The sequence below is a fragment of the Stenotrophomonas bentonitica genome, assembly GCF_002887735.1.
Taxonomy (GTDB): Bacteria; Pseudomonadota; Gammaproteobacteria; order Xanthomonadales; family Xanthomonadaceae; genus Stenotrophomonas; species Stenotrophomonas bentonitica_A.
This window is the reverse complement of record NZ_PKQP01000001.1, coordinates 881,201-902,806: the sequence shown is the minus strand read 5'-3', so window position 1 is coordinate 902,806 and position 21,606 is coordinate 881,201. Positions and strand designations below refer to the sequence as shown.

General features: G+C 66.0%; 14 protein-coding genes, 1 pseudogene and 1 riboswitch. Of the genes and pseudogenes, 12 read left to right on the top strand and 3 right to left on the bottom strand.

The genetic code is table 11. The features are described 5' to 3' along the window. Positions 1 to 64 precede the first annotated feature (64 nt). On the top strand, positions 65 to 1,813 hold the full coding sequence (gene ggt, locus C0R07_RS03965) for a gamma-glutamyltransferase (protein WP_428991885.1): 1,749 nt from the start codon (positions 65 to 67) through the stop codon (positions 1,811 to 1,813). 253 nt (positions 1,814 to 2,066) lie between these two features. On the opposite strand, the gene C0R07_RS03960 is transcribed toward ggt, so the two are convergent. Then, entirely contained in the window at positions 2,067 to 3,635 is a 1,569-nt protein-coding gene (locus C0R07_RS03960; protein ID WP_102788207.1) for a BCCT family transporter, read from the bottom strand. 287 nt (positions 3,636 to 3,922) lie between these two features. After that, a riboswitch (TPP riboswitch) is annotated at positions 3,923 to 4,024 on the top strand. A 113-nt stretch (positions 4,025 to 4,137) separates the two neighbouring features. Here C0R07_RS03960 and thiC point away from each other — a divergent pair. The 6 genes from thiC to C0R07_RS03930 all read left to right on the top strand — a co-directional run bounded on the left by thiC (position 4,138) and on the right by C0R07_RS03930 (position 13,683). Further along, positions 4,138 to 6,015: a phosphomethylpyrimidine synthase ThiC gene (thiC, locus tag C0R07_RS03955; RefSeq protein ID WP_102788206.1), complete on the top strand. Its 1,878-nt coding sequence runs from the start codon at positions 4,138 to 4,140 to the stop codon at positions 6,013 to 6,015. A 97-nt stretch (positions 6,016 to 6,112) separates the two neighbouring features. Further along, a complete protein-coding gene (locus tag C0R07_RS03950; protein ID WP_019183815.1) occupies positions 6,113 to 6,790 on the top strand; it encodes an ion channel in 678 nt (225 codons plus the stop codon). 251 nt (positions 6,791 to 7,041) lie between these two features. Continuing rightward, a complete protein-coding gene (locus C0R07_RS03945; RefSeq protein WP_102788271.1) occupies positions 7,042 to 9,381 on the top strand; it encodes a winged helix-turn-helix domain-containing protein in 2,340 nt (779 codons plus the stop codon). A 113-nt stretch (positions 9,382 to 9,494) separates the two neighbouring features. Further along, complete coding sequence (locus tag C0R07_RS03940) at positions 9,495 to 10,376, top strand: helix-turn-helix transcriptional regulator (protein WP_102788205.1); 882 nt, start codon at positions 9,495 to 9,497, stop codon at positions 10,374 to 10,376. Between the two features lie 69 nt (positions 10,377 to 10,445). After that, positions 10,446 to 13,304 (top strand): TonB-dependent receptor plug domain-containing protein, encoded by a 2,859-nt coding sequence (locus C0R07_RS03935; protein ID WP_026069877.1) that lies wholly within the window; start codon positions 10,446 to 10,448, stop codon positions 13,302 to 13,304. 178 nt (positions 13,305 to 13,482) lie between these two features. Continuing rightward, positions 13,483 to 13,683 carry a hypothetical protein gene (locus C0R07_RS03930; protein WP_254427770.1) on the top strand — a complete coding sequence of 67 codons (201 nt, stop codon included), beginning with the start codon at positions 13,483 to 13,485 and terminating at the stop codon, positions 13,681 to 13,683. Between the two features lie 56 nt (positions 13,684 to 13,739). On the opposite strand, the gene C0R07_RS03925 is transcribed toward C0R07_RS03930, so the two are convergent. Together C0R07_RS03925 and ppa are read right to left on the bottom strand one after the other, a co-directional pair. Continuing rightward, on the bottom strand, positions 13,740 to 14,858 hold the full coding sequence (locus C0R07_RS03925) for an HDOD domain-containing protein (RefSeq protein WP_019183820.1): 1,119 nt from the start codon (positions 14,856 to 14,858) through the stop codon (positions 13,740 to 13,742). Positions 14,859 to 15,011: 153 nt separating this feature from the next. After that, positions 15,012 to 15,548: an inorganic diphosphatase gene (gene ppa, locus C0R07_RS03920; RefSeq protein WP_019183821.1), complete on the bottom strand. Its 537-nt coding sequence runs from the start codon at positions 15,546 to 15,548 to the stop codon at positions 15,012 to 15,014. A 226-nt stretch (positions 15,549 to 15,774) separates the two neighbouring features. Here ppa and C0R07_RS03915 point away from each other — a divergent pair, with 226 nt between their 5' ends. From C0R07_RS03915 to C0R07_RS03895, 5 genes and pseudogenes are all read left to right on the top strand, one after another. Further along, complete coding sequence (locus C0R07_RS03915) at positions 15,775 to 16,308, top strand: hypothetical protein (protein WP_254427769.1); 534 nt, start codon at positions 15,775 to 15,777, stop codon at positions 16,306 to 16,308. Continuing rightward, positions 16,305 to 16,781, top strand: a complete 477-nt coding sequence (locus C0R07_RS03910; protein WP_102788204.1) for a hypothetical protein — start codon at positions 16,305 to 16,307, stop codon at positions 16,779 to 16,781. The genes C0R07_RS03915 and C0R07_RS03910 overlap by 4 nt, the downstream gene beginning before the upstream one ends. Before the next feature lie 104 nt (positions 16,782 to 16,885). Then, positions 16,886 to 17,385, top strand: a pseudogene (locus tag C0R07_RS03905) (RNA polymerase sigma factor). Positions 17,386 to 17,519: 134 nt separating this feature from the next. Continuing rightward, on the top strand, positions 17,520 to 18,464 hold the full coding sequence (locus tag C0R07_RS03900) for a FecR family protein (protein ID WP_070473578.1): 945 nt from the start codon (positions 17,520 to 17,522) through the stop codon (positions 18,462 to 18,464). Between the two features lie 192 nt (positions 18,465 to 18,656). Then, the gene (locus tag C0R07_RS03895) at positions 18,657 to 21,572 is read left to right on the top strand and encodes a TonB-dependent receptor (protein WP_102788203.1); all 2,916 of its coding nucleotides are present in this window, start codon (positions 18,657 to 18,659) and stop codon (positions 21,570 to 21,572) included. Positions 21,573 to 21,606 lie beyond the last annotated feature (34 nt).

Genomic DNA, 21,606 nt, shown 5'->3' with positions numbered 1-21,606 from the left:
CGATTTCCACCCCGGTACATGACCATTGTGGGATGTCATCACAGGCCATCTGCCGCCACCATCGATGTCGCTACCACCCTTCAGGAATTCCCCCGTGTCCCCACGCCTCGCCTGCGGCCTGCTCGCCGCCGCCCTGCTGTCCACGCTGCCCGCCGCGGCGATCGCCGCAGACCGGATCACCGGCCATACCTTTGCCACCCGCTCGGAGGTGATCGCCCCGCACGCGATGGCCGCCACCTCCCAGCCCCTGGCCACGCAGATCGCCCTGGACGTGATGAAGTCCGGTGGCTCGGCCGTGGATGCCGCGATCGCCGCCAACGCTGCCCTCGGCCTGATGGAGCCGACCGGCAATGGCGTCGGTGGCGACCTGTTCGCGATCGTCTGGGACCCCAAAACTGAGAAGCTGTATGGCTACAACGGCTCGGGGCGCTCGCCCAAGTCGCTGACCCTGGCCGAGTTCCAGCGGCGCGGCCTGAAGGAAATCCCCGCCACCGGCCCGCTGCCGGTCTCGGTGCCCGGCGCGGTGGACGGCTGGTTCGCCCTGCATGACCGTTTCGGCCGCAAGCCGATGGCCGACAACCTGGCCCCGGCGATCCACTACGCCCGCGAAGGCCACCCGGTCGCCGAGGTCATCGCCTACTACTGGGACCGCTCGGTGCCGCGACTGTCCAAGTATCCTGGCTTCACCGAGCAGTTCACGATCAACGGCCATGCCCCGCGCAAGGGCGAGATGTGGAAGAACCCGAACCTGGCCCACACCCTTGAGCAGATCGCCCAGGGCGGGCGCGATGCCTTCTACAAGGGCGACATCGCCCGCACCATCGGCACCTACTTCAAGGCCAACGGCGGCTACCTGAGCTATGACGACATGGCGAGCCACCACGGCGAGTGGGTGGAGCCGGTCAGCAGCAACTACCGCGGCTATGACGTGTGGGAGCTGCCCCCGAACAGCCAGGGCATCGCGGCGCTGCAGATCCTCAATGTGCTCGAAGGCTACGACTTCTCCAGCATTCCCTTTGGCTCACCCGAACACGTGCACCTGTTCGTGGAGGCCAAGAAGCTGGCCTTCGCCGACCGCGCGCGCTTCTACACCGACCCGGCGTTCCATCCGGCCCCGGTCGACCGGCTGATTTCCAAGGGTTACGCCGCCGAGCGCCGCAAGCTGATCTCGATGGACAAGGCGCTGAGCGAAGTGCAGCCGGGCACGCCCAAGCAGCTGCAGGAAGGCGACACGATCTACATGACCGTGGCCGATGCCGACGGCATGATGGTCTCGCTGATCCAGTCCAACTACCGCGGCATGGGCAGTGGCATGGCGCCTCCGGGCCTGGGCTTCATTCTGCAGGACCGTGGCGAGATGTTCGTGCTGCAGAAGGATCACCCGAACGGGTATGCACCGGGCAAGCGTCCGTTCCAGACGATCATTCCGGGGTTCGTGACCAAGGATGGCAAGCCGTGGATGAGCTTCGGGGTGATGGGCGGTGCGATGCAGCCGCAGGGCCATGCGCAGATCGTGATGAACATGGTCGACTTCGGGATGAATCTGCAGGAGGCCGGCGATGCGCCGCGCATCCAGCACGAGGGCTCGACCGAGCCGACCGGCCAGGCGACGGCGATGAGTGATGGCGGCGAAGTGAATCTGGAAACGGGCTTCCCATACGCGACGGTGCGGGCGCTGATGCGCAAGGGCCACCGTGTTGTTTTTGCGGATGGCCCGTATGGCGGGTATCAGGCGATCCTGCGTGATCCGGAGACCGGGGTGTATTACGGGGCGTCGGAAAGCCGCAAGGATGGGCAGGCGGCGGGCTACTGATTTTCTCGCACTCTCCGTAGTGCCGACCGTTGGTCGGCACTAGCGCAGAGCAGAGCAGAGCGTAGAGCAGGACGCTTTGGCGCTGCGGGGGGGGGGCGGTGCGCATGGCAAAAGCGAACACGGCCGAAGGGGTAGAGCCACGCCATGCGTGGCTCCTCTCACTCAGCGATGACCCGATGCATCAGGTCATCGCTGCAACCCACCCGTCCCGCCCACCGATAGCCCGGAAGGCGGGACGCTCCAAGCGTTCAGCTCAAGGCGCCCGAGCCGCCTCATCGCGCGTTTCTTCCTGCGCCGCGATCTCCCGCTCGATCCACTCGTCCATCAACCGCCGCGCGCGCTGCGCACGGCGCCGCTGCAGCGCATGCTCCATATCCAGTACCCGGTACAACGACCACATCACCGCCAGCATCAACAACGCAAACGGCAGTGCCGCGATCGTGATCATCCCCTGCAGCGCATTGAGGCCGCCGGCCAACAGCAGCACGCCCGCGATCAACGCAATCGCCACGCCCCACACCATCCGGCGCGCCAGCGGCGGATCGCCGGCCTCCTCCGTCGACATCGTCGCCAGCACCAGCACCGCCGAATCGGCCGAGGTCACGAAGAAGATCATCAGCAATACCAGCGCGATCACCGACAACACCGTCGGCATCGGCAGGCTGTCGAACATCGTGAACAGCACCGTCTCGTAGCCATTGCCCAGCGCCTGGGCCAGATCCACGTGGCCGAAGATCTGCGACCACAGCGCCGTGCCACCGAATACCGAGAACCACAGGAAGCCCAGCACGCTCGGTGCGATCACCACGCCCAGCACGAACTCGCGGATGCTGCGCCCACGCGAGACGCGCGCGATGAACGAACCCACGAACGGTGCCCATGCAATCCACCAGGCCCAGTAGAAGATCGTCCAGTCCGCCACCCAGGTGCTGCCCGAGAACGGTGACATGCGCAGGCTCATGGTGACCAGCGAATTGAGGTAGGAGCCGATCGTGGTGGTGAACGTATCGAAGATGAAGCCGGTCGGCCCCAGCACCAGGATCAGCGCCAGCAGCAATGCCGCCAGGCCGAGGTTGAAGTTCGAGAGCCATTTGATGCCGCGGTGCACGCCACTGGTGGTGGAGGCCATGTACAGCACGAACGCCACCGCGATGATGGTCAACTGCACGGGTACCGAGGCCTGGATACCGAACACGCGCTCAAGGCCGGCCGCGATCTGGATCGTGCCGAAGCCCAGCGTCGTTGCCACACCGATCGCGGTGGCGACCACTGCAGCGACGTTGACGACAGTGCCCATCCAGCCCCGGTGATGCGCACCGATGATCGGCTGCAGCAGATCACTGATCAGCCCGCGGCCGTTGCGGTTGAACTGGAACCACGCCATCGCCAGGCCGATCAGGGCGTAGATCGCCCAGGGGTGCAGGCCCCAATGGAAGAACGCATAGCGCATCGATGCGCGCGCCGCCTCCATGCTTTGCGGGGCCAACCCTTCCGGTGGCTTCACGAAATGCGAGATCGGCTCGGCCGCGCCCCAGAACACCAAGCCGATACCCATGCCGGCCGCGAACAGCATCGACATCCAGCTCGCATTGGAGAAGTCGGGTTCGGCATCTTCGCCGCCGATGCGCAGTGAACCGAAGCGGCCGAAGGCCAGGTACATCAGGAACGACAGGGTGATGAACACCACCAGCAGGTACAGCCAGCCGGTACTGCGGATGATGGTAGACAGGCCGCTCTGGACGACCTCGTTGAAGGGGCCCGGCGCGAGGCCGGCGATCAGCACCAGCAGTGCGACCAGTGCGATGGAAATGCGGAACACCATGCAGGCGTGTCTCCGATCAGTAGGGGCGAGCCGAGGCTTGCAATCTCCAGCGGCACGGCGGCAACGACTGGGGCGGATCAAGCCGGTCGAGGCCGGTCAGTACGGACGTCAATGGCGTCGAACAATGCGCAATGCGCGCGTGATCGGGACGCTACCGCCGATCGCACCGCATACCGCGCTGCAGCATGGTAGTGCATCGGATGTCGGCACGCTGTTCACACCCAGGGCCAAGCAGCTTGGTTGGTCTGCCCCAGCGCGCCGAGGGTCATCGCTTTGTGCTCTAATTCGCCCCGAAGCGGGGGTACCGCGGCCCAGTGGCCAAGGTTGAGACAGTCCCTTCGAACCTGATCCGGTTGATACCGGCGTAGGGAAGCTTCGCAATTGCTGATGCACTGCGCCGTAGGGCTGCCCCGCCCGAAGACCGCCCGTGTTGCGTCTGCCGTGCGCCGCCGCTTCGTCCGTTCCGCCCATTCCCGGGCGGGACCCGATCCAGGACGACGTCATGAACGCAGCGCTTTCCTCCCTGCAGCAGCAGGCCCAGCAATTGTCCGAATCGGTCACCCGCCCGATTCCCGGCTCACGCAAGATCCATGTGCCCGGCTCACGCAGCGACCTGCAGGTGCCCATGCGCGAGATCTTGCTGACCCGCACGCCGACCCTGTTTGGTGGGGAAGAGAACGCGCCGGTCACCGTGTATGACACGTCCGGCCCGTATACCGATCCGAATGCACGGATCGACCTCTCCGTGGGGCTGCCGCCGTTGCGTGCCGGCTGGGTGGCCGAGCGGGGCGATACCGATGTGCTCGACGGCCTGAGCTCGGCGTTTGGCCGCTCCCGCGAAACCGATGCGCGCCTGGATGCGGTGCGCTTCCCGTCGCGGCTGCAGCCACGGCGCGCGCGGGCCGGTGCCAACGTCACGCAGATGCACTACGCACGCCGCGGCATCATCACCCCGGAGATGGAATTCGTCGCCATCCGCGAAAACCAGCGTCTCGAGGCCATCGTCGATGCCGCGCTGCTCAGGCAGCATCCCGGCGAAGCCTTCGGCGCGTCCATCCCGGCGCGCATCACACCGGAATTTGTCCGCGATGAAATCGCCCGCGGCCGTGCGGTGCTGCCCAACAATATCAACCACCCGGAAAGCGAACCGATGATCATCGGCCGCAACTTCCTCACCAAGATCAACGCCAACATCGGCAACAGCGCGGTTTCCTCGGGCATCGCCGAGGAAGTGGAAAAGCTGGTCTGGGCGATCCGCTGGGGCGGTGACACCGTGATGGACCTGTCCACCGGCAAGCACATCCACGAGACCCGCGAATGGATCCTGCGCAACTCGCCGGTGGCCATTGGCACCGTGCCGATCTACCAGGCACTGGAAAAGGTCGATGGCCGCGCGGAGGAACTCACCTGGGACATCTTCCGCGACACGCTGATCGAGCAGGCCGAGCAGGGCGTGGACTACTTCACCATCCATGCCGGTGTGCTGCTGCGCTATGTGCCGTTGACCGCCGGGCGCGTGACCGGGATCGTCTCGCGGGGCGGCTCGATCATGGCCAAGTGGTGCCTGGCACACCACAAGGAAAACTTCCTGTACACCCACTTCGAAGACATCTGCGAGATCATGAAGGCCTACGACGTGACCTTCTCGCTTGGCGACGGCCTGCGCCCGGGGTGCATCGCCGACGCCAACGACGCGGCGCAGTTCGGTGAGCTGGAAACGCTGGGTGAGTTGACCAAGATCGCCTGGAAGCACGACGTGCAGACCATGATCGAAGGCCCCGGCCACGTGCCGATGCAGCTGATCAAGGAAAACATGGACAAGCAGCTGCGTGAGTGCGGTGAGGCGCCGTTCTACACACTCGGCCCGCTGACCACCGATATCGCCCCGGGCTACGACCACATCACCAGTGCGATCGGCGCGGCCATGATCGGCTGGTACGGCACGGCGATGCTCTGTTACGTCACGCCCAAAGAGCACCTGGGTCTGCCCAACCGCCAGGACGTGCGCGACGGCATCATGGCCTACCGCATCGCCGCGCACGCCTCGGACCTGGCCAAGGGCCATCCCGGCGCGCAGGTGCGTGACAACGCGCTGAGCAAGGCACGCTTCGAATTCCGCTGGGAAGACCAGTTCCATCTCGGGCTGGATCCGGAGAAGGCCAAGGAGTTCCACGACGAAACGCTGCCCAAGGACGCGCACAAGCTGGCCCACTTCTGCTCGATGTGCGGCCCGCACTTCTGCTCGATGAAAATCACCCAGGACGTGCGTGACTATGCAGCGGGGCAGGGCCTGGATGAGCGCACGGCGCTGGAGGCCGGCATGGCCGAAAAGTCCGCACAGTTCCGCGATCTGGGCGCAGAGGTGTATCGGCAGGAGTGACGCATCGGCCGGGGCGGGCACGCCGTCCCGGCCATCATCCGGCGCGCGCACGATTCCGGCTAAGCTCGGCGCGACCAGGCAGGGGTGGGGGAGCACAATGGCGATAGCACGCAGCACCAAATGGCTGGCCATCGCGCGCCGGCATCCCTCGGCCTGGTTGTTGGCCGTGCAGCTGCTGGGCGTGCTGCTTTACCCCGCGATGGACGAGGCCGGCGCCAGCCGCGCGCTGTTCGGCGCGTTCGGCATCGCCGTGCTCGGCCTGGCGCTGTGGGTGGTGCGGCGCAGTCCGCTTGGAATGTGGGTAGCGCTGGTGCTGGCGATTCCCTCGGTGGTGTTCTCCATTGCAGGCGCCCTGCTGGAGCGCCCGGCACTGGTCACCACCGCACAGCTGCTCGAATGCCTGCTGTATTTCTATACGGCCGGCAGCCTGATTGCCTACATGCTGCAGGACCACAAGGTGACCCGTGACGAACTGTTCGCTGCGGGCGCCACGTTCACGCTTTTGGCCTGGGCCTTCGCCTTCGCGTTCGCGGTCTGCCAGCAGTGGTACCCGGGCAGTTTCGTGGCAACCAGCGAGAGCGAATTGAGGACCTGGATGGAGCTGCTTTATCTCAGCTTCAGCTTGTTGTCCGGGGTGGGGTTGAGCGACGTCGTGCCGATCCATTCCCAAGCGCGCGCATTGGTAATGCTGGAGCAGTTTTCAGGCGTGATGTACGTCGCCCTGGTGGTCTCGCGGCTCGTCGGGCTGACCATGCTGGCGCGTGCACGAAACTGAATCCAGGATAAAAAATTCGCGCCAGAAGGCGCGAATGGTGATGCGATTTATGTGAATTCATCGGCGAGAGAGAGCCTGTCGTCACCCGCGCGCATAGGCGTGGTTAACCGGCATAGGCTAGTATTCGCGCGCCTTGGTGTTTTTGCGGTTTGCGCCGATGGCGTGTGCGGAATCTGGCGGTTCGTCCGGTTGTATCGATTGTGACGATCGCGTGAGTTCCAGTGGTTTTTTTGCATTTCCACGTGTTCTGGATGATCAGCAACGACAGTGAGCGCCCCTCCGCCGATGTGATTCGAATCGGCGACTTCATCGTCACTTTCTCCTCGCGGGAAGTGATGAGCGAAGGCATGCGTCGCCCACGTCGGCTCACACCCAAGGCGCTGGGCGTGCTCAGGATGCTGCTGCGATCGCCGGGCGCGGTCGTGACCCGGGATGAACTGTTCGCGGAGGTCTGGCCGGATACCCTGCCGACCAACGACGTGCTGACCCAGGCGGTGACCCAGCTGCGCAAGGCGTTCGCCAGCGATGATGACGCGGCCGCGCCCTATATCGAAACCATCGCCAAGACCGGTTACCGGCTTCTGGTGGCCGTCAGCGTGGTCGAGGATGCTGCGCCTGCACTGCTGATCGAGCCTGACCTCCAGCAGCCGGCCGCAAGCGTGCTCACCGTGGCTGAAGTGCCTGCGGCATTGCCGCCGGTGCTGACCGAGCTGGACCCGATCAAACGCCGTCGGCGTCGCCTGCGTCGCTATGCGGTGGTGGCGGTCGGCATGGCGATGCTGGTGGCGCTGCTGGTGATGGCGGGAATGCTGATGCAGCGCGATCCGCCCGCCTCGGCGGTGGACGCGGCGGTGGAAGATGGCACGCGGGTGATCGGCAGCCCGCAGCGGCCTTACCGGCTGATCACCGCAACGGCAGGGTTCGAGACGTATCCCACATTGTCCCCGGATGGATCGCAGATCGCCTATGAGGCCGATGTGCCCAGCCGCCCGGGCAGCGTCATCAAAGTGCAGACCTCCGGCAATACGCCTGCCCGCCTGTTGGTCGAGCCTCCCAACGGAATGTCCGACCGGTTCCCGAGCTGGTCGCCCGACGGTCGTGAGATTGCGTTCGCCCGGTTCGGCCCTGCCGAGAGTTGCGAAGTGCTGATCGCCAGTGCGACCGGCGGCGCAGTGCGCCATGTCACCCGGTGCGACGGTACCGAACTGCTCAGCTTCGATTGGACGCCCGATGGGCGGGGTCTGGTGTTCGGCTCGCTGTCTGGCCGGTATGCGCAGCGCGGTATCCGCACTCTGGATATCGCCAGCGGACGATGGCAGTCGCTCGATTACGATCTCGGCCGTGACAACTTCGAGTACGCGCCACGCTATTCGCCGGACGGTCGCTGGATCGTCTTCGTCCGCAATCCCCAGATCGGCGATCTGTGGCGGATGCCTGCTGAAGGGGGCACCCCGGAGCAGCTGACCGACGATTCGGCGGAGATCCGTGGCTGGGCCTGGCGCAGCGACAGCCGCCACCTCGTGTTCGGCCGCCGCGTCGACAGCGAATCGCGCCTGTATGAACTGGATACCGACACCCGCGTGCTGCGTGATGTCGGCCTGGACGATGCGCAGTCGCCGACTGTTTCGCGCACCGGTGACATGCTCGCCTTCGTGCACCGCCGCCCGCAGTTCGGCCTGTTCCGGGTTCCGGTGGCGGCCGGGGGGCTGGGCGCACCGGAGCGCTTGTTCCCCTCCAGTGGACGCGATGCGCAGCCGATGGTGTCGCCGGATGGCCAGCAGATCGTGTTTTCGTCGGACCGTTCGGGCAGCTACGCGCTGTGGTGGGCCGACATGCAGCGGCCGGAGTCGCTGCGTCCGATCGAAGGGCTGCGGCCTGAGGCGCGCCAGTCCTCCGACTGGTCGCACGATGGTAAACGCGTGCTGGTGCTGGGCCGCGATGAACATGCCAACCCCGGCATCTATGAGGTGTCTCCGCGCGATGAGCAGACCGTGCGCCTGCCCGTGCCGGTACGGCAGCCGCTGCAGGCGCTGTACGGCAGGGATGGGCAGCAGCTGCTGGTGGTGGAGCGCGACCGTGACGAACGCATGCGCTTGTCCCTGTTCGATCGCAGCGTGACGCCATGGCGCCTGCTCGGCAGCATCGAGGGGGTCTCGCAGGCACGCTATGACATCGCCGGCGAACGTGTGCTGTTCACCCGCCTCTCGGCCGGAGGCCTGTGGCAGGCCGATGCCGCCCTGACGCCGGGCAGCATCCGCCAGATCAGTGAAGACCGGCCCACGCGCTGGCGCTATCGCACCTGGACCGTATCGGCGCAGGGCAGCATCGACTATCTGTCCAACCGTGCCGATTGCGCGACCGTGTTCACGCGCATCGCAGAGCCGGTCGCCGACCAGGAGCACTGCCTGGACGCAGAGCGGCTGAGTGCCAGCAATGGATTCAGCGCGGGCCCGGGCGGCGAAGCGCTGTACCTGGCCCTGGCCGTGGCCGATGGCACGGACATTGGCGTGATGTCGCTTCCCGAGCGCGTCCCGTCGCTGTTCCCCGGCTTCGTCAAGTCCATGATTTTCAAGACGAAAGACCCTTCGTAAGTTCTTCGTAAGGTTCTCGCCTCGAATTCGGATCAATCTCGCCAGGACTTCCTGAGGCAGTGGCCTGATTTGGCAACACTGCAGGCCAGCAAAGGCAAACTCACGGTGTCGTCATGCGTCAGCTCTCCCTGGCCGATCGCGGTCAAGCGCTCTCTCTGGACAAGGTCGTCGACGACGGTCCCCTGCCAACCTGCCTGGGCGTGGCCCGCCTGGGCAGCCTGCAGAGCCCTGGCACGACCTTCACGGTGTGGATCCAGCTGCGCGGCAGCGCATGGGTGGAATCCAAAGAGGGGCGCTTCCGGCTGCGCCAGCGTGAGTGGATCGCCTTCGAGAAGGAATCCCGCCCGATGGTCCAGGCCGGTCGCGATGGCCTGTGCATCGGCCTGAGCCTGGCCCCGGACGCACTGCGCGCGCTGGGTGAGCTTACCGACTGCAGCCTCTACGCCGGCCGCGGCAGCATGAGCCGCAGCGATGCCCGTGTCGCCCTGCGCCTGTGGCGTGATGTGCTGGCCAGCGGCCACCCGACCCAGGCGCTGCGCCCGGTGCTGTTGCACCTGGCGGCCCTGCAGCAGGGCATGGCGTCCGGCGTGCAGCGTTGCCCGGGCCGCTCCCGCAGCCGCAAGCGCCAGGTGTTTGGACGCATGCAGCGCGCGCGCCTGTACCTGGAGGGCAACAGCCACCGGGTGGTGCGTATCGGTGAGCTGGCCGAGCTGACCAACTTCTCCAGCTGGTACCTGTCCAAGACGTTCCAGAGCCTGTATGCGGAGAGTCCGCAATCGCTGTCCGCGCGCCTGCGCCTGGAGCGCGCCGCCGATCTGCTGCGCGATACGGACATGATGGTGGGCGAAGTGGCGGCCGCCAGCGGATTTGACAACTGCTGCAGCTTCGCACGGGCGTTTCGGGCCCGCTTCGGGTTGTCTGCGTCACGCTATCGTGAGGCCGGTGCGAATCTCTCGCCAGATTCGGCAAAGTCTTCGGTTGTCTCCCGCAAATAATTCACTGCAACGCAATCGTAACTTTCCGAGGCGTTTTTAACACGCTACTAACGTACCTCGGAGAGATAAATGAATTTTCGTACTCCCGCAGTGCGGCTGGGCCTTCTGCCCGCCGGCATTGCGCTTGCCCTGACGCCGGCCTTTGCTTCGGCTCAGGAAGCAAGCGGCACGACCGACCTGGACCGCATCCAGGTCACCGGTTCGCGTATCCGTCAGGCCAGCACTGAAACCGCGCAGCCGGTGATCGCGCTGCAGCGCGCCGACATCGAGAAGCAGGGCTTCACCAGCGTCGCCGACATCGTGCAGAACCTGTCGGCCACCGGCTCGCCGGCGATCAGCCGCGCCGATGCGCTGTCCTCGGGCGAAGAAGTCGGCGGCCAGTACGTCGACCTGCGCAACCTCGGTCCGGAGCGCACCCTGGTGCTGCTCGACGGCAAGCGCATGGGCGTCAGCTCCGGCGGCTACACCGACCTGGCCTCGATCCCGACCTCGGTCGTGGAGCGCATCGAAGTGCTGACCGACGGCGCCTCGGCGATCTACGGTTCCGACGCGATCGCCGGCGTGGTGAACATCATCACCCGCAAGAATTTCGACGGCCTGGAAGCCAGCGTCTACAAGGGCCAGTACGGCCAGGGCGACGGCGACAAGACCACCTACAACTTCGTCTACGGCCAGACCGGCGATCGCGGTTCGATCACCCTTGGCGCCGAGTACAGCGAAGAAGAGCCGGTTCTGGCCAAGAACCGTCGCTACAGCGCCTCTGCCAACGGCTATCGTCATCCGGTTCCGACCGACGACGACACCAACGGCTGGAGCGCGATCACCGAAAAGGGCGTGCTGGTTACGGATGATGGCAACTACGTCCTGAACCCGGGCGGCGCCTCGAACAACTTCGGCGACTACCACGAGCTGGGCAACGCCGATCTGTCCAACCCGTCGCAGCAGATGTACCTGTCGACCGGCATCAAGCGTCGTTCGGTCTTCTCCAACGGTCAGTTCGACTTCACCGACAACATCCGCGGTACCGCCAGCGTCCTGTACACCGAACGCGAAGCGCTGCAGCAGATCGCCGGCTACCCGTACCGTTCGGCTGCCTACGACACCCAGATGTCCGGCGACAGCGTCTTCAACCCGCTCGATACCGACGTTGATTTCATGCGTCGTACGTGGGAAGTGCCGCGTCAGACCAAGTCCGAGCTCAACACCTTCCGCTTCAGCGGTGGTCTGGAAGGCTCGTTCGAGTTCGCCGACAAGTACTTCGACTGGGATGTGGGCTACGTCTACAACCGCAACAAGGGCGTCAAGACCGGCACCGGCAACCTGTTCATTCCGAACGTGAAGAATGCCGTGGGCCCGTCGTACCTGGATGCCAACGGTATCGCCCAGTGCGGTACCGCCGCTGCTCCGATCGCCGGCTGCACCCCGTGGAACCCGCTGCTGCCGTACGGCTCCACCGCCGACGGTTCGCTGTCCAACCCGGACCTGCAGAAGTACCTGTTCCTGCCGACCCACGATACCTCGCTGACCACCAGCAAGGTCTACAGCGCCAACCTGAGCGGCGCCATCGTGACCCTGCCGGCCGGTGACCTGTCCTTCGCGACCGGTTACGAGCACCGCGAAGAAGACGCCGAGTACAACCCGGATGCACTGCTGCAGTCGGGCCTGAGCACCGACCTGGCCGGTGCGCCGACCGCCGGTGGCTACAAGCTGGACGAGTTCTACCTGGAACTGAACGTGCCGATCCTCGCCGATCTGCCGTTCGCCAAGGAACTGTCGGTCGACATGGCCGGCCGTTACTCGGACTACAACACCTTCGGCGACACGGTGAACTCCAAGTTCGGCCTGAAGTGGAAGCCGATCGACGACCTGCTGGTCCGTGGCACCTATGCCACCGGCTTCCGTGCGCCGACCGTGGCCAACCTGTACGGTGGCACCTCGCAGAGCTTCGACAAGTACACCGACCCGTGCGACACCTTCTTCGGTGCTGCCGTGCGCAACCCCGACGTCGCTGCCCGTTGCGGCGGCGCCGTGCCGGCCAACTTCCGTCAGGAAGCGTCGGGTGGCATCGATGCCACCGGCCCGGGCGCACAGTCGAACTACCCGTACCTGTCCGGTTCCAATGACGGCCTGCTGCCGGAAACCTCCAAGACCTGGACCGTCGGCCTGGTGTACAGCCCGAACTTCGTGCAGGGCCTGGACGTCAGCCTGGACTGGTGGAAGATCCGCATCGACAACGTCATCGCGGCGGAGTCGGTCACCTCGATCCTCAACCAGTGCTACGTGCTGAACAACGCCAACGCCTGTGACCGTGTCACCCGTGACACCGATTCGGGCCAGGTCGTCGACGTGACCCGTACGCTGATCAACGGCGGCTACCAGGAAACCGCAGGTTACGACCTGGGTATCCGTTACCGTCTGCCGGAACTGTCCTTCGGCAACATCGTCATCGACTGGAAGACCACCTATGTGGACTACCTCGAGTACAAGCGCGACAACGAAGCTGAAACCGCCGTCGAGCAGCACACCGGCTGGGGCACGGGCGACTGGGGCGGCAACTTCCGCGTCCGTTCCAACCTGAACATCGATTGGAGCCTGGGCAACTTCGGCGTCAACTGGGGCATGCGTTACTACTCCGGTCTGAAGGAAGAGTGCGCCTACGATCGCGAAGGCGGTCCGGAGTGCAACAACCCGAGCTACTCCTCGGCCTACACGCTGGCGATCCCGGTGCGCAACACCGGCTCGAACACGTTCCATGACCTGCAGGTGCGTTACAACACCCCGTGGGATGCCACCATCTCGGCTGGCGCGAACAACGTGTTCAACCACGAAGGCCCGGTGATGTACAGCCAGCCGAACTCGAGCTTCTCCTACTACGGCGGCTTCGACATCGGTCGGTTCTACTACCTGAAGTACACCCAGCGCTTCTGATCCATCGAAGCAATGGCGTAAAAAAAGGAGGGCGGGCCGCAAGGTCCGCCCTCTTTGCGTTGTGGGGTAGGGAAAGTCTGAGTTTCAGCGAACGGTGATCCGCCTCACAATTCGAGCGGAAATGCAGTTGATACCGTCAATCGGTCCAATCGTGGACGATTGAGAGATCGATATGAAAATGACGCTCGCTCAGAAGATTTCCGCTGTACTGCTTGCCTCCCTGGCGACCGCGGCCAGTGCGTCGCCCGGCCTGATCATCTGCGGGGGAGGGCGCTACTGCGAAGACGTCCGCATCGAATGCCTCGCCGACGGTGGCTCGGCCGCCATGTGCGAGCGCCTGTGGCGCTTGTGCGTGCTGGACGCCTGTCCGCAGCGCTGAAACGACGATGGCGCGCCACGGGGCGCGCCATCCTTCAAGCATGCTCCGCCCCACACTCAGGCGTCGCTGGCCACCAGCCCCATCAGTGCGTTGGCGTGATCGCGCCACTGCGGGAGCTTGTTGAGCACGCCGGCCCGCTGCAGATACTCCTCGTCGACCGGGTCACCGTTGATCAGCGCCAGGGCCACGTGGACCGCACCGGTCACCCAGAAGCTGCGGGTGGTGGAGCGATGCGGCTGCAGGTGGAACGCCACGGCTTCGATGATCGGCATCGGCAGGCCCCACAGCCCCAGCAGGTAGGCGCCCGCCTCGGCATGGCCGGGGCGATTGTCGGCCGCGTCTTCGGGCGTGCGCTCGTTGCGCACGCCCGGCAGCAGCAGGCCGATGTCGGCCAGCAGGGCCGCGGTGGCGCCCAGTTCGGCGCTGGAATCAGGCAGCAGTTTGGCGGCCAGGCGCGAGGCCAGCAGTGCGCGCTGCTGCAGCGAGTTGCGCTCGGCACCGGACAGCGGTTGGGCCGAGAACACTTCGCTGGCCAGCACCAGGTCGCGCAGGGTCGACAGTCCCAGTCGGGTCACGGCGGTGCGCAGGTCGGAAATGATCCGGCCGCTGTTGAAGAACGCCGAGTTGGACAACTGCAGCACCTTCGCCGCGATGGCCGGGTCGGCCGCGACCAGCTTGGCCACGTCGGCGGTATTGGTGTCGTCGTCGTGTTCCAGCGCCTGGGTGAGGGACAGATACAGGTGCGGTGGCGAGGGCAGCTTCTCGATCCGGCCGATGGCACTGCGCAGGCGTGCGCTGTCGAGCAGTTCGCGCAGCTCTTCCAGGCTGGTCAGCGCTTCGAGCAGCACTTCCGGGGCCAGCGGCATCGGCAGGAAGCGGTGGGCGACACCGATCAGGCGCGCCGGCGGCGGGCGGTTGCCGTGCTCGGCATCCACCAGTGCGATTCGGATGGTCTCAGGGCGCAGCGTGCGGATCTGGCCGAGCAGCGTGGTGGCGTTGAGATCGGGCAACTGCGGGCACACGATCACCGCATCCACCGGCGAGCCGGCAACGATGCCCATGGCGCTCTGGCCATCGGCAGCGGTCAGCGGTTGCCACTCTTCCCCAAGATCGGCAATGAATTCCAACAGCTCAGCCGACAGGCTGGCTTCGTCCCCAACAAGCAGAATGCGCACGACACGGTCCCCTGGCTGACCACGGTGAAACGCACCGTGGACGGTGTGAAGAGACGCAATGTACCCAATCCGGCACGAATAGTGATGTGCCGCATTGGAAAAACGTGATGCACATCGCTCCGGCAGGCGGTGCCGGAGCGATGCCGGTCAATCTCAGGCGATGTTGCCGAGGTAGCGCTGGTGCGCTTCGACCAGGATCTTCTTGGCTTCGGCGGCGCCGCCCCAGCCATCGAGCTTGACCCACTTGCCCTTTTCCAGGTCCTTGTAATGCTCGAAGAAGTGGCCGATGCGCTCCAGCCAGTGGCTGGACACCTGCTCGATGTCTTCCACGTGGGCATAGCCACTGAAGACCTTGGAGATCGGCACGGCCAGGATCTTTTCGTCGCTGCCGGCCTCATCGCTCATCTTGAGCACGCCGACCGGACGGCAACGCACCACCGAGCCCGGGACCAGCGGCAGCGGCAGCACCACCAGCACGTCGGCCGGATCGCCGTCGCCACACAGGGTGCTCGGCACGTAGCCGTAGTTGCACGGGTAGCGCATCGGGGTGGAGAGGATGCGGTCGACGAAGATCGCGCCGGTTTCCTTGTCCACTTCGTACTTCACCGGCTCGGAATCCTTCGGGATCTCGATGATGACGTTGATTTCTTCCGGCGGGTTCTTGCCCGGCGAAACGAGTTCCAGACCCATGGGTGTGCTCCAGCTGAGAGGGGGTAGGGCGCAAAGTCCGCCATTTTATGCCTTTGCCGGCCAACGTGCAGCGGCCTGGCCGCCGGGGCGCCGAATCGGTCCGCCAGGCAGGGAAGAATCGCCACACAGCGGCGCCTTCCATCCCGACGCGGCGCTGGGTTGAGGCCTGATGGCCGGGCCCGGCGCCGCTGGCGATCATGGCGTGGAACCCACTCCGAGCCTGGCGATGCCCAAGATGACCCCGATGGCCGGCCTTTCGATGGCGGCGGCACTCTGCCTGGTGGCCCCGGCCGCCGCGGCCCATGCCTCGTCCAGACCGTACGTGGACCTGGTCGACTTTCCCTACAAGGAGGCGAACTGGGACCGTTTCTACGCCCTCGAGGGCCACTTGATGCGGGAGTTTCATGACCTGTGCGGCGTCACCTATTGCCAGGGTGTCTATGCCAACCATGCCCTGCTGCAGTTCCGCTGTTCGGTGCACGCGGCCACGGGCACCGTGACGGAATGCGCGCTGGTCATTGCGGCCGGCAACCTGGAGGTGGACGCCGCCACCGGCAAGGTCATGCCAGACAACCGTACCTGGGCGTGCGCCGTGCCACTGGCCCCGCATACGCCTGTGGAGGCCCTGCATGCCGCCTTGGGACGTCGTGACGCGTTGATCCTGCCGCTGCCGGGTACCGGACGGTCGGTCCATGACGCGCTTCTCGGCTGCCTCGGCGAAGGCGGTTCGCTTGCCGCGTCCCACAGGAGACACCCATGAACCGCTTCCTCGCGAGCGTCGCGCTTGTACTTGCAGCCGCCAGCTTCCCGGCAGGGGGCACCACTGCGCAGACCTTCATCGATGCGCGCAGCTATCCGACCCCGGCCGCCGGCCGGGAGCGCTTCCTCGCGCTGGAAACGCGACTGGTCCGCGGCTTCGATGAGGTCTGCGGCGATACCTTCTGCGAAGGGGAGTATCACAACCTGCAGTCACTGCGTTTCCGCTGTTCGGTCAACGCCGCCGATGGCGGCGTGGAGGAGTGCGTATGGACGTTTACCGGCAGCACCGCGCGGGTAGATGGATCGACCGGGAGGATCATCGTCGATGCGCGCAGCTGGGCCTGCCCCGTCCCGCTGGCCGCCAGGACGCCCCTGCCGATACTGCTTCAGGCCTTGGAACAGGACGATCCACTGCACGTGCGGCTGCCCGGCACCACGACCAATCTCTACGAAGGGTTGACCGGATGCCTGTGACCGGCATGAGGCTTGGCCAAACGTGACTCATTCTCATTTGCGGAGTAACATGCCGCGCCTTACGGGTTGCCGTCTCCCTGCGGTCCCGCTTTGTGCACTGGCCCATGTCCTCCAACGCCACCACTCTCACCGAGCTGTTGATACGCGAACGCCCGGCGTTGCTGCGCCTGGTGCAGCGCATTCTGGGCAGTGATGGCGGCGCGGAGGATGTGATCCAGTCAATCTGGTTCAAGGCCCGGGGTGTCGACGGCGGCCAGCCGATCAGCAACCCCCGGGCGTACCTGTATCGGCTGGCGGCGAATCTGGCCACCGACCACGGCCGTGAGCGCACGCGACGCACGCGCCTGTTGGCCGAGCATTACCTGTGGGGGCCGGACGAGGTGCTCTCCACCGAAGAGCAGGCGATGGCGCAGGACGACCTGCAGCGCGTGCTGGCGGCGGCCGAACATCTTCCCGAGCCGACCCGCACGATCTCCGCCTCAACCGCCTGCAGGGCATGACCCAGGTCGAGGTCGCCAAGCGCCAGGGCGTGTCGGTGACGACCGTCGAAAACCACGTGCGCAGCGCCTTGCAGCGCCTGGCCTGGGCGCGCAGCGGGCGCTGAGCGGCACGCATCCGGGCTTGGGGAAGCCCGTTTCCCATCCGTCTTGATCATAATGCCGACCCTTCCGGCCTCTTCTTCGTCCGCGCGCGCCTGCGCACCCACTGCCAGCCATGAGCCCGCACGAACAGCCTCCGATGTCCCGACCCTTGCCACCGTCCGACCCTGCTGCCGTCCAGGCCCGCGCCTGGATTGCCTGGCTCGCCTCCGGTGCGGTCGAGCCCGGGCAGATGCAGGCCTTCGAGCAGTGGCTGGCCGAGCCGGACAACCGGCGCACCTTCGAATACGAACGCCAGCTGTGGCGCAGTCTCGGGCCGCAACCGGCCCCGGCGGTGGTGGCCCGCCGGCCGCCGCGCCGCCTGCGCTGGCCCGCCGTTGGCGCGGCCACGGCCGCCTTGGTGGCGTTGGCCTGGGTGGCGCCGGAAGCCTGGTTGCGGCTGCAGGCCGATCACCGCAGCGGCACGGCCATCCACTCCGTGGTGCTTCCCGATGGCAGCCGCGCCGTGCTTGATGCCGACAGCGCCATCGCCATCCGCTACGACGGGCAGGTGCGGCGCATCGCGCTGCTGCGCGGCCAAGCGTGGTTCCAGGTGACACCCGACGCGGCGCGCCCATTCCAGGTGGATGCGCAGGGCGGGGTGATCGAGGACATTTCCACGGCGTTCGCGGTCGCACGCGAAGGCGACCACGTGGACACCGTCGTGGCGCAGGGCCGGGTCCGGGTCGCAGCGGCCGATCGGGGTGGCTGGACCTATCTGGACGCGGGCCAGCGTGCGCGCTTCGCAGCGGGTGGGCGGGTCACACGGCAGGAAGACGTCGCGCTGGACAGGATCGCGGCCTGGCGTGAGGGCGAACTGCTGCTCGACGCAACCGGGGTGGAAGAGGCGGTGCGGCGCATCGCGCGCTATCGGTCCGGGCCCACCTTCGTGCGCGGGGATCTGGCCAGTCTGCCCGCGATCAATGCGGCCTTCCGCATCGACCGGCCGGAGCAGGCCCTGGACGCCCTGGCGGTCAGCGCCGGGTTGAGCGTGACCCGCCTGCCGATGGGCGTGGCGATCGTGGCACCGGCCACCCACCCGTAGCGCGGCGGGCCTGCTGCGGAGGCGGCGTGGCGTGCGTCCAGTCGGGGGGCGGCGCATTGGTCTTGGGGCAGCGACCTGTTCGTTCGTCTTACCCGGCATAACGTACCCGCCGCCGCCACGTACGTCCGCTGCATCCGCACCTGCGTGCGGATGACCCGCCTCCGCGGCACTGATCTTTCGACAGGTTTTTTCATGCGTACTTCCACCCGCGCGGGGCATCGCCTGCGCCCGTCACGTCTCTGCATCGCCCTGCTCAGCGCCGGCCTGGCCGCCGCGCTGGCACTGCCGGCCCTGGCCCAGTCCAGCCCGGCCTCCGCTGCGGCCACGCTGCGTTTCGACATTCCCGCCCAGCCGCTGGCCGACGCGCTGCGCACCTACATGCGGCAATCCGGTGTCCAGGTCGCCTATCCGGCAACACTGGCCGACGGGCTGACCTCCACGGCGGTGGCCGGGCAGATGGATGCACCGTCGGCCTTGCTGCGCCTGCTGCAGGGCAGTGGGTTGAACATGCGCCAGGTCGGGCCGGAAGCGGTAACGCTGGAGCGCGCACGGGTGGCCGGCAACGACGACGGCCTGATTGTCACCGATGCGCTCAGCGTGGCAGGTGATCGCATCGAGGGCGGCAGCGACGCCGAGCGCGCGCTGGACGTGTACCGCACCGCCGGTTCCAGCGCCTACATCGACCGCACCACCATCAAGCGCTTTCGCGGCACCTCCACCTCGGACATCGTCAAGGGCGTGGCCGGTGTGACCGCCGGCGATCCGCGCACCGCCAACGCGCTGGACGTGAACATCCGCGGCATCCAGGGCCAGAGCCGCATTCCGGTGATCATCGACGGCGGGCAGTCGACCATGGATACCTATCGGGGTTACGCAGGCCAGTCGCAGCGCACCTATCTGGATCCGGACCTGATCTCCAACATCACCATCACCAAGGGGCCGAGCCTGGGCGTCAACGCCTCCGGCGGCATCGGGGGCGTGGTCGAGATGGAAACCCTGAAGATCGAGGACGTGCTGCGTGAGGGCCGCGACGCCGGGCTGCGCGTGCGCACCGGCATGGCCAATGCCAGCGCCAACAACGTGCCCGCCTACGACGCCGCACCGCGCACCGACCGCAGCGCCCTGGGCAGCCAGTTCTTCAACATCGCCACCGCCAAGCATTGGGATCGTTTCGACCTGGTCGCCGCCTACGCATGGCGCGAGAACGGCAACTATTTCTCCGGCAAGCACGGCTACGACGACTTTCCACAGACCCGGCGCACGCTGGCGCCGTTGAATCCGCCGGATACCGAGGTGTTCAACACCTCCTCGCGCTCGGAGTCCTTCCTGCTCAAGGGCACTTGGCGCATCGACGATGACCAGACGCTGGAAGCGGGCTACCGCCGTTATGAAGGCACCGCCGGCGAGATCATGGCCTCGCAGATCATCCGCGTGGACCGCGACCGCGTGCCGCAGTGGGACCCGGGCCATGTCGACATGGATGCCTACAACCTGCGCTACCGCTTCAACCCGGACAACGAGCGGATCGATCTGAAGGCCAACCTCTGGTACACCGATGCCGACAGCCTGATGTACAACGGTCTGACCGGCATCACCCCGTGGTACTTCGATCGCCGTACCGAGTGGTACGACGGCCCCTCGTTCAACACCGACCCGGGCTACAAGGATGCCTACCGCAATGAGCTGACCCAGACCCGGCTTGGTTTCGATGTGGGCAACACCACGCATCTGGACGGTCGCGCCGGATTGTTCACGCTGGACTACGGCCTGTCCTTCAGCGACGAGGACGTCGGCCCGGGCCCGCACTCGCCGGTCATGCACGACGACCTGGTCAACAACCGCTTCCTGCGCAACGCCGAGCGCAAGGAATACAGCGCGGTGGCCTCGGTCAAATGGCAGCCGGACGAGCATTGGGAAGTGGTGGTCGGTGGCCGCTACAACCGCGTCAACGTGCACGACCGCAATCGCCTGGCCACGCCGGAAACGTACGGGGTGATCGGTCAGTACCGCTACACCCAGCTGCTCGATGGCAACCCCAATCTACCGGCATGGCGCGCCAAGCGCATCGCCATGCTCAACTGGTATCCGGATGCCAACGGCCAGTTCACCGAGGCCTCGCTGCTGGCATCACCGTATGAGAAGGGCACGGTGGCTGACATCACCGGCTGGAACTTCTACGACGCTGATGATGCCGAAGATCTGAGCGTGCCGGTCAGCTGGACCTGGTCGCAGCCGATCCGTCGGCGCGACAGCGCCTTCATGCCCAGCGCCAGCGTCGCCTACCGTTTCGACGAAGACACGATGGTGTACGTGAAGTACGCCGAGGGCGTGAAGCTGCCGAGCCTGTTCGAGACCACGCTGGGCCTGTTCACCGCGGCCAAGCCGACCGGTGAGCTCAAGCCGGAGCGGGCAGGGACCTGGGAGATCGGCGCGAGCACGGTGCGCCACAGCCTGTTCACCGAGGGCGACCAGGCCGGCTTCAAGCTGGCCTACTTCAACACGCGCATCGATGATCTGATCACCCGCGACTACCGCACCCTGTCGGCCGGGCTGATCCGCAACGTGGACCGCTTCAAGGTCTCCGGCGTGGAGTTCCAGTCCAGCTATGACAGCGGCATGGTGTTCGCCGATCTGTCCGCGCACTACTACATTCAGGCCAAGACCTGCGCGCCGGACATCGCCGCCGAGCGTCGTGCCTACGGCATCCAGCGGAAGATCGAGGAACTGAAGAACACGCCGGACTGCGTGGATGGTGGCTTTGAAGGGTCCTACAGCAACACCCAGAACCCGCCGCGCTACAACGTCAACCTGACCCTGGGCTCGCGCCTGTTCGACCAGCGCCTGAGCTTCGGCACCCGGGTGATCCACAACGCCGGCCCGATCAGCACGCTGGACAAGGAATGGAACGTGGGCCTGTCGGCGATCCAGCAGCTGTACCGCCCGGCGACCATCGTGGATCTGTTCGCCAGCTGGCAGGCCAGCGAGCAGTTCGCGGTCGACCTCAACGTGGACAACCTGACCGACCGCTACTATCTCGATCCGCTGGCGCTGGGCGTGATGCCCGCACCGGGCCGGACGGTGCGGCTGGCGCTGACCTACCGCTACTGATGCCCGGACACGACAGGGGCCGGCATGGCCGGCC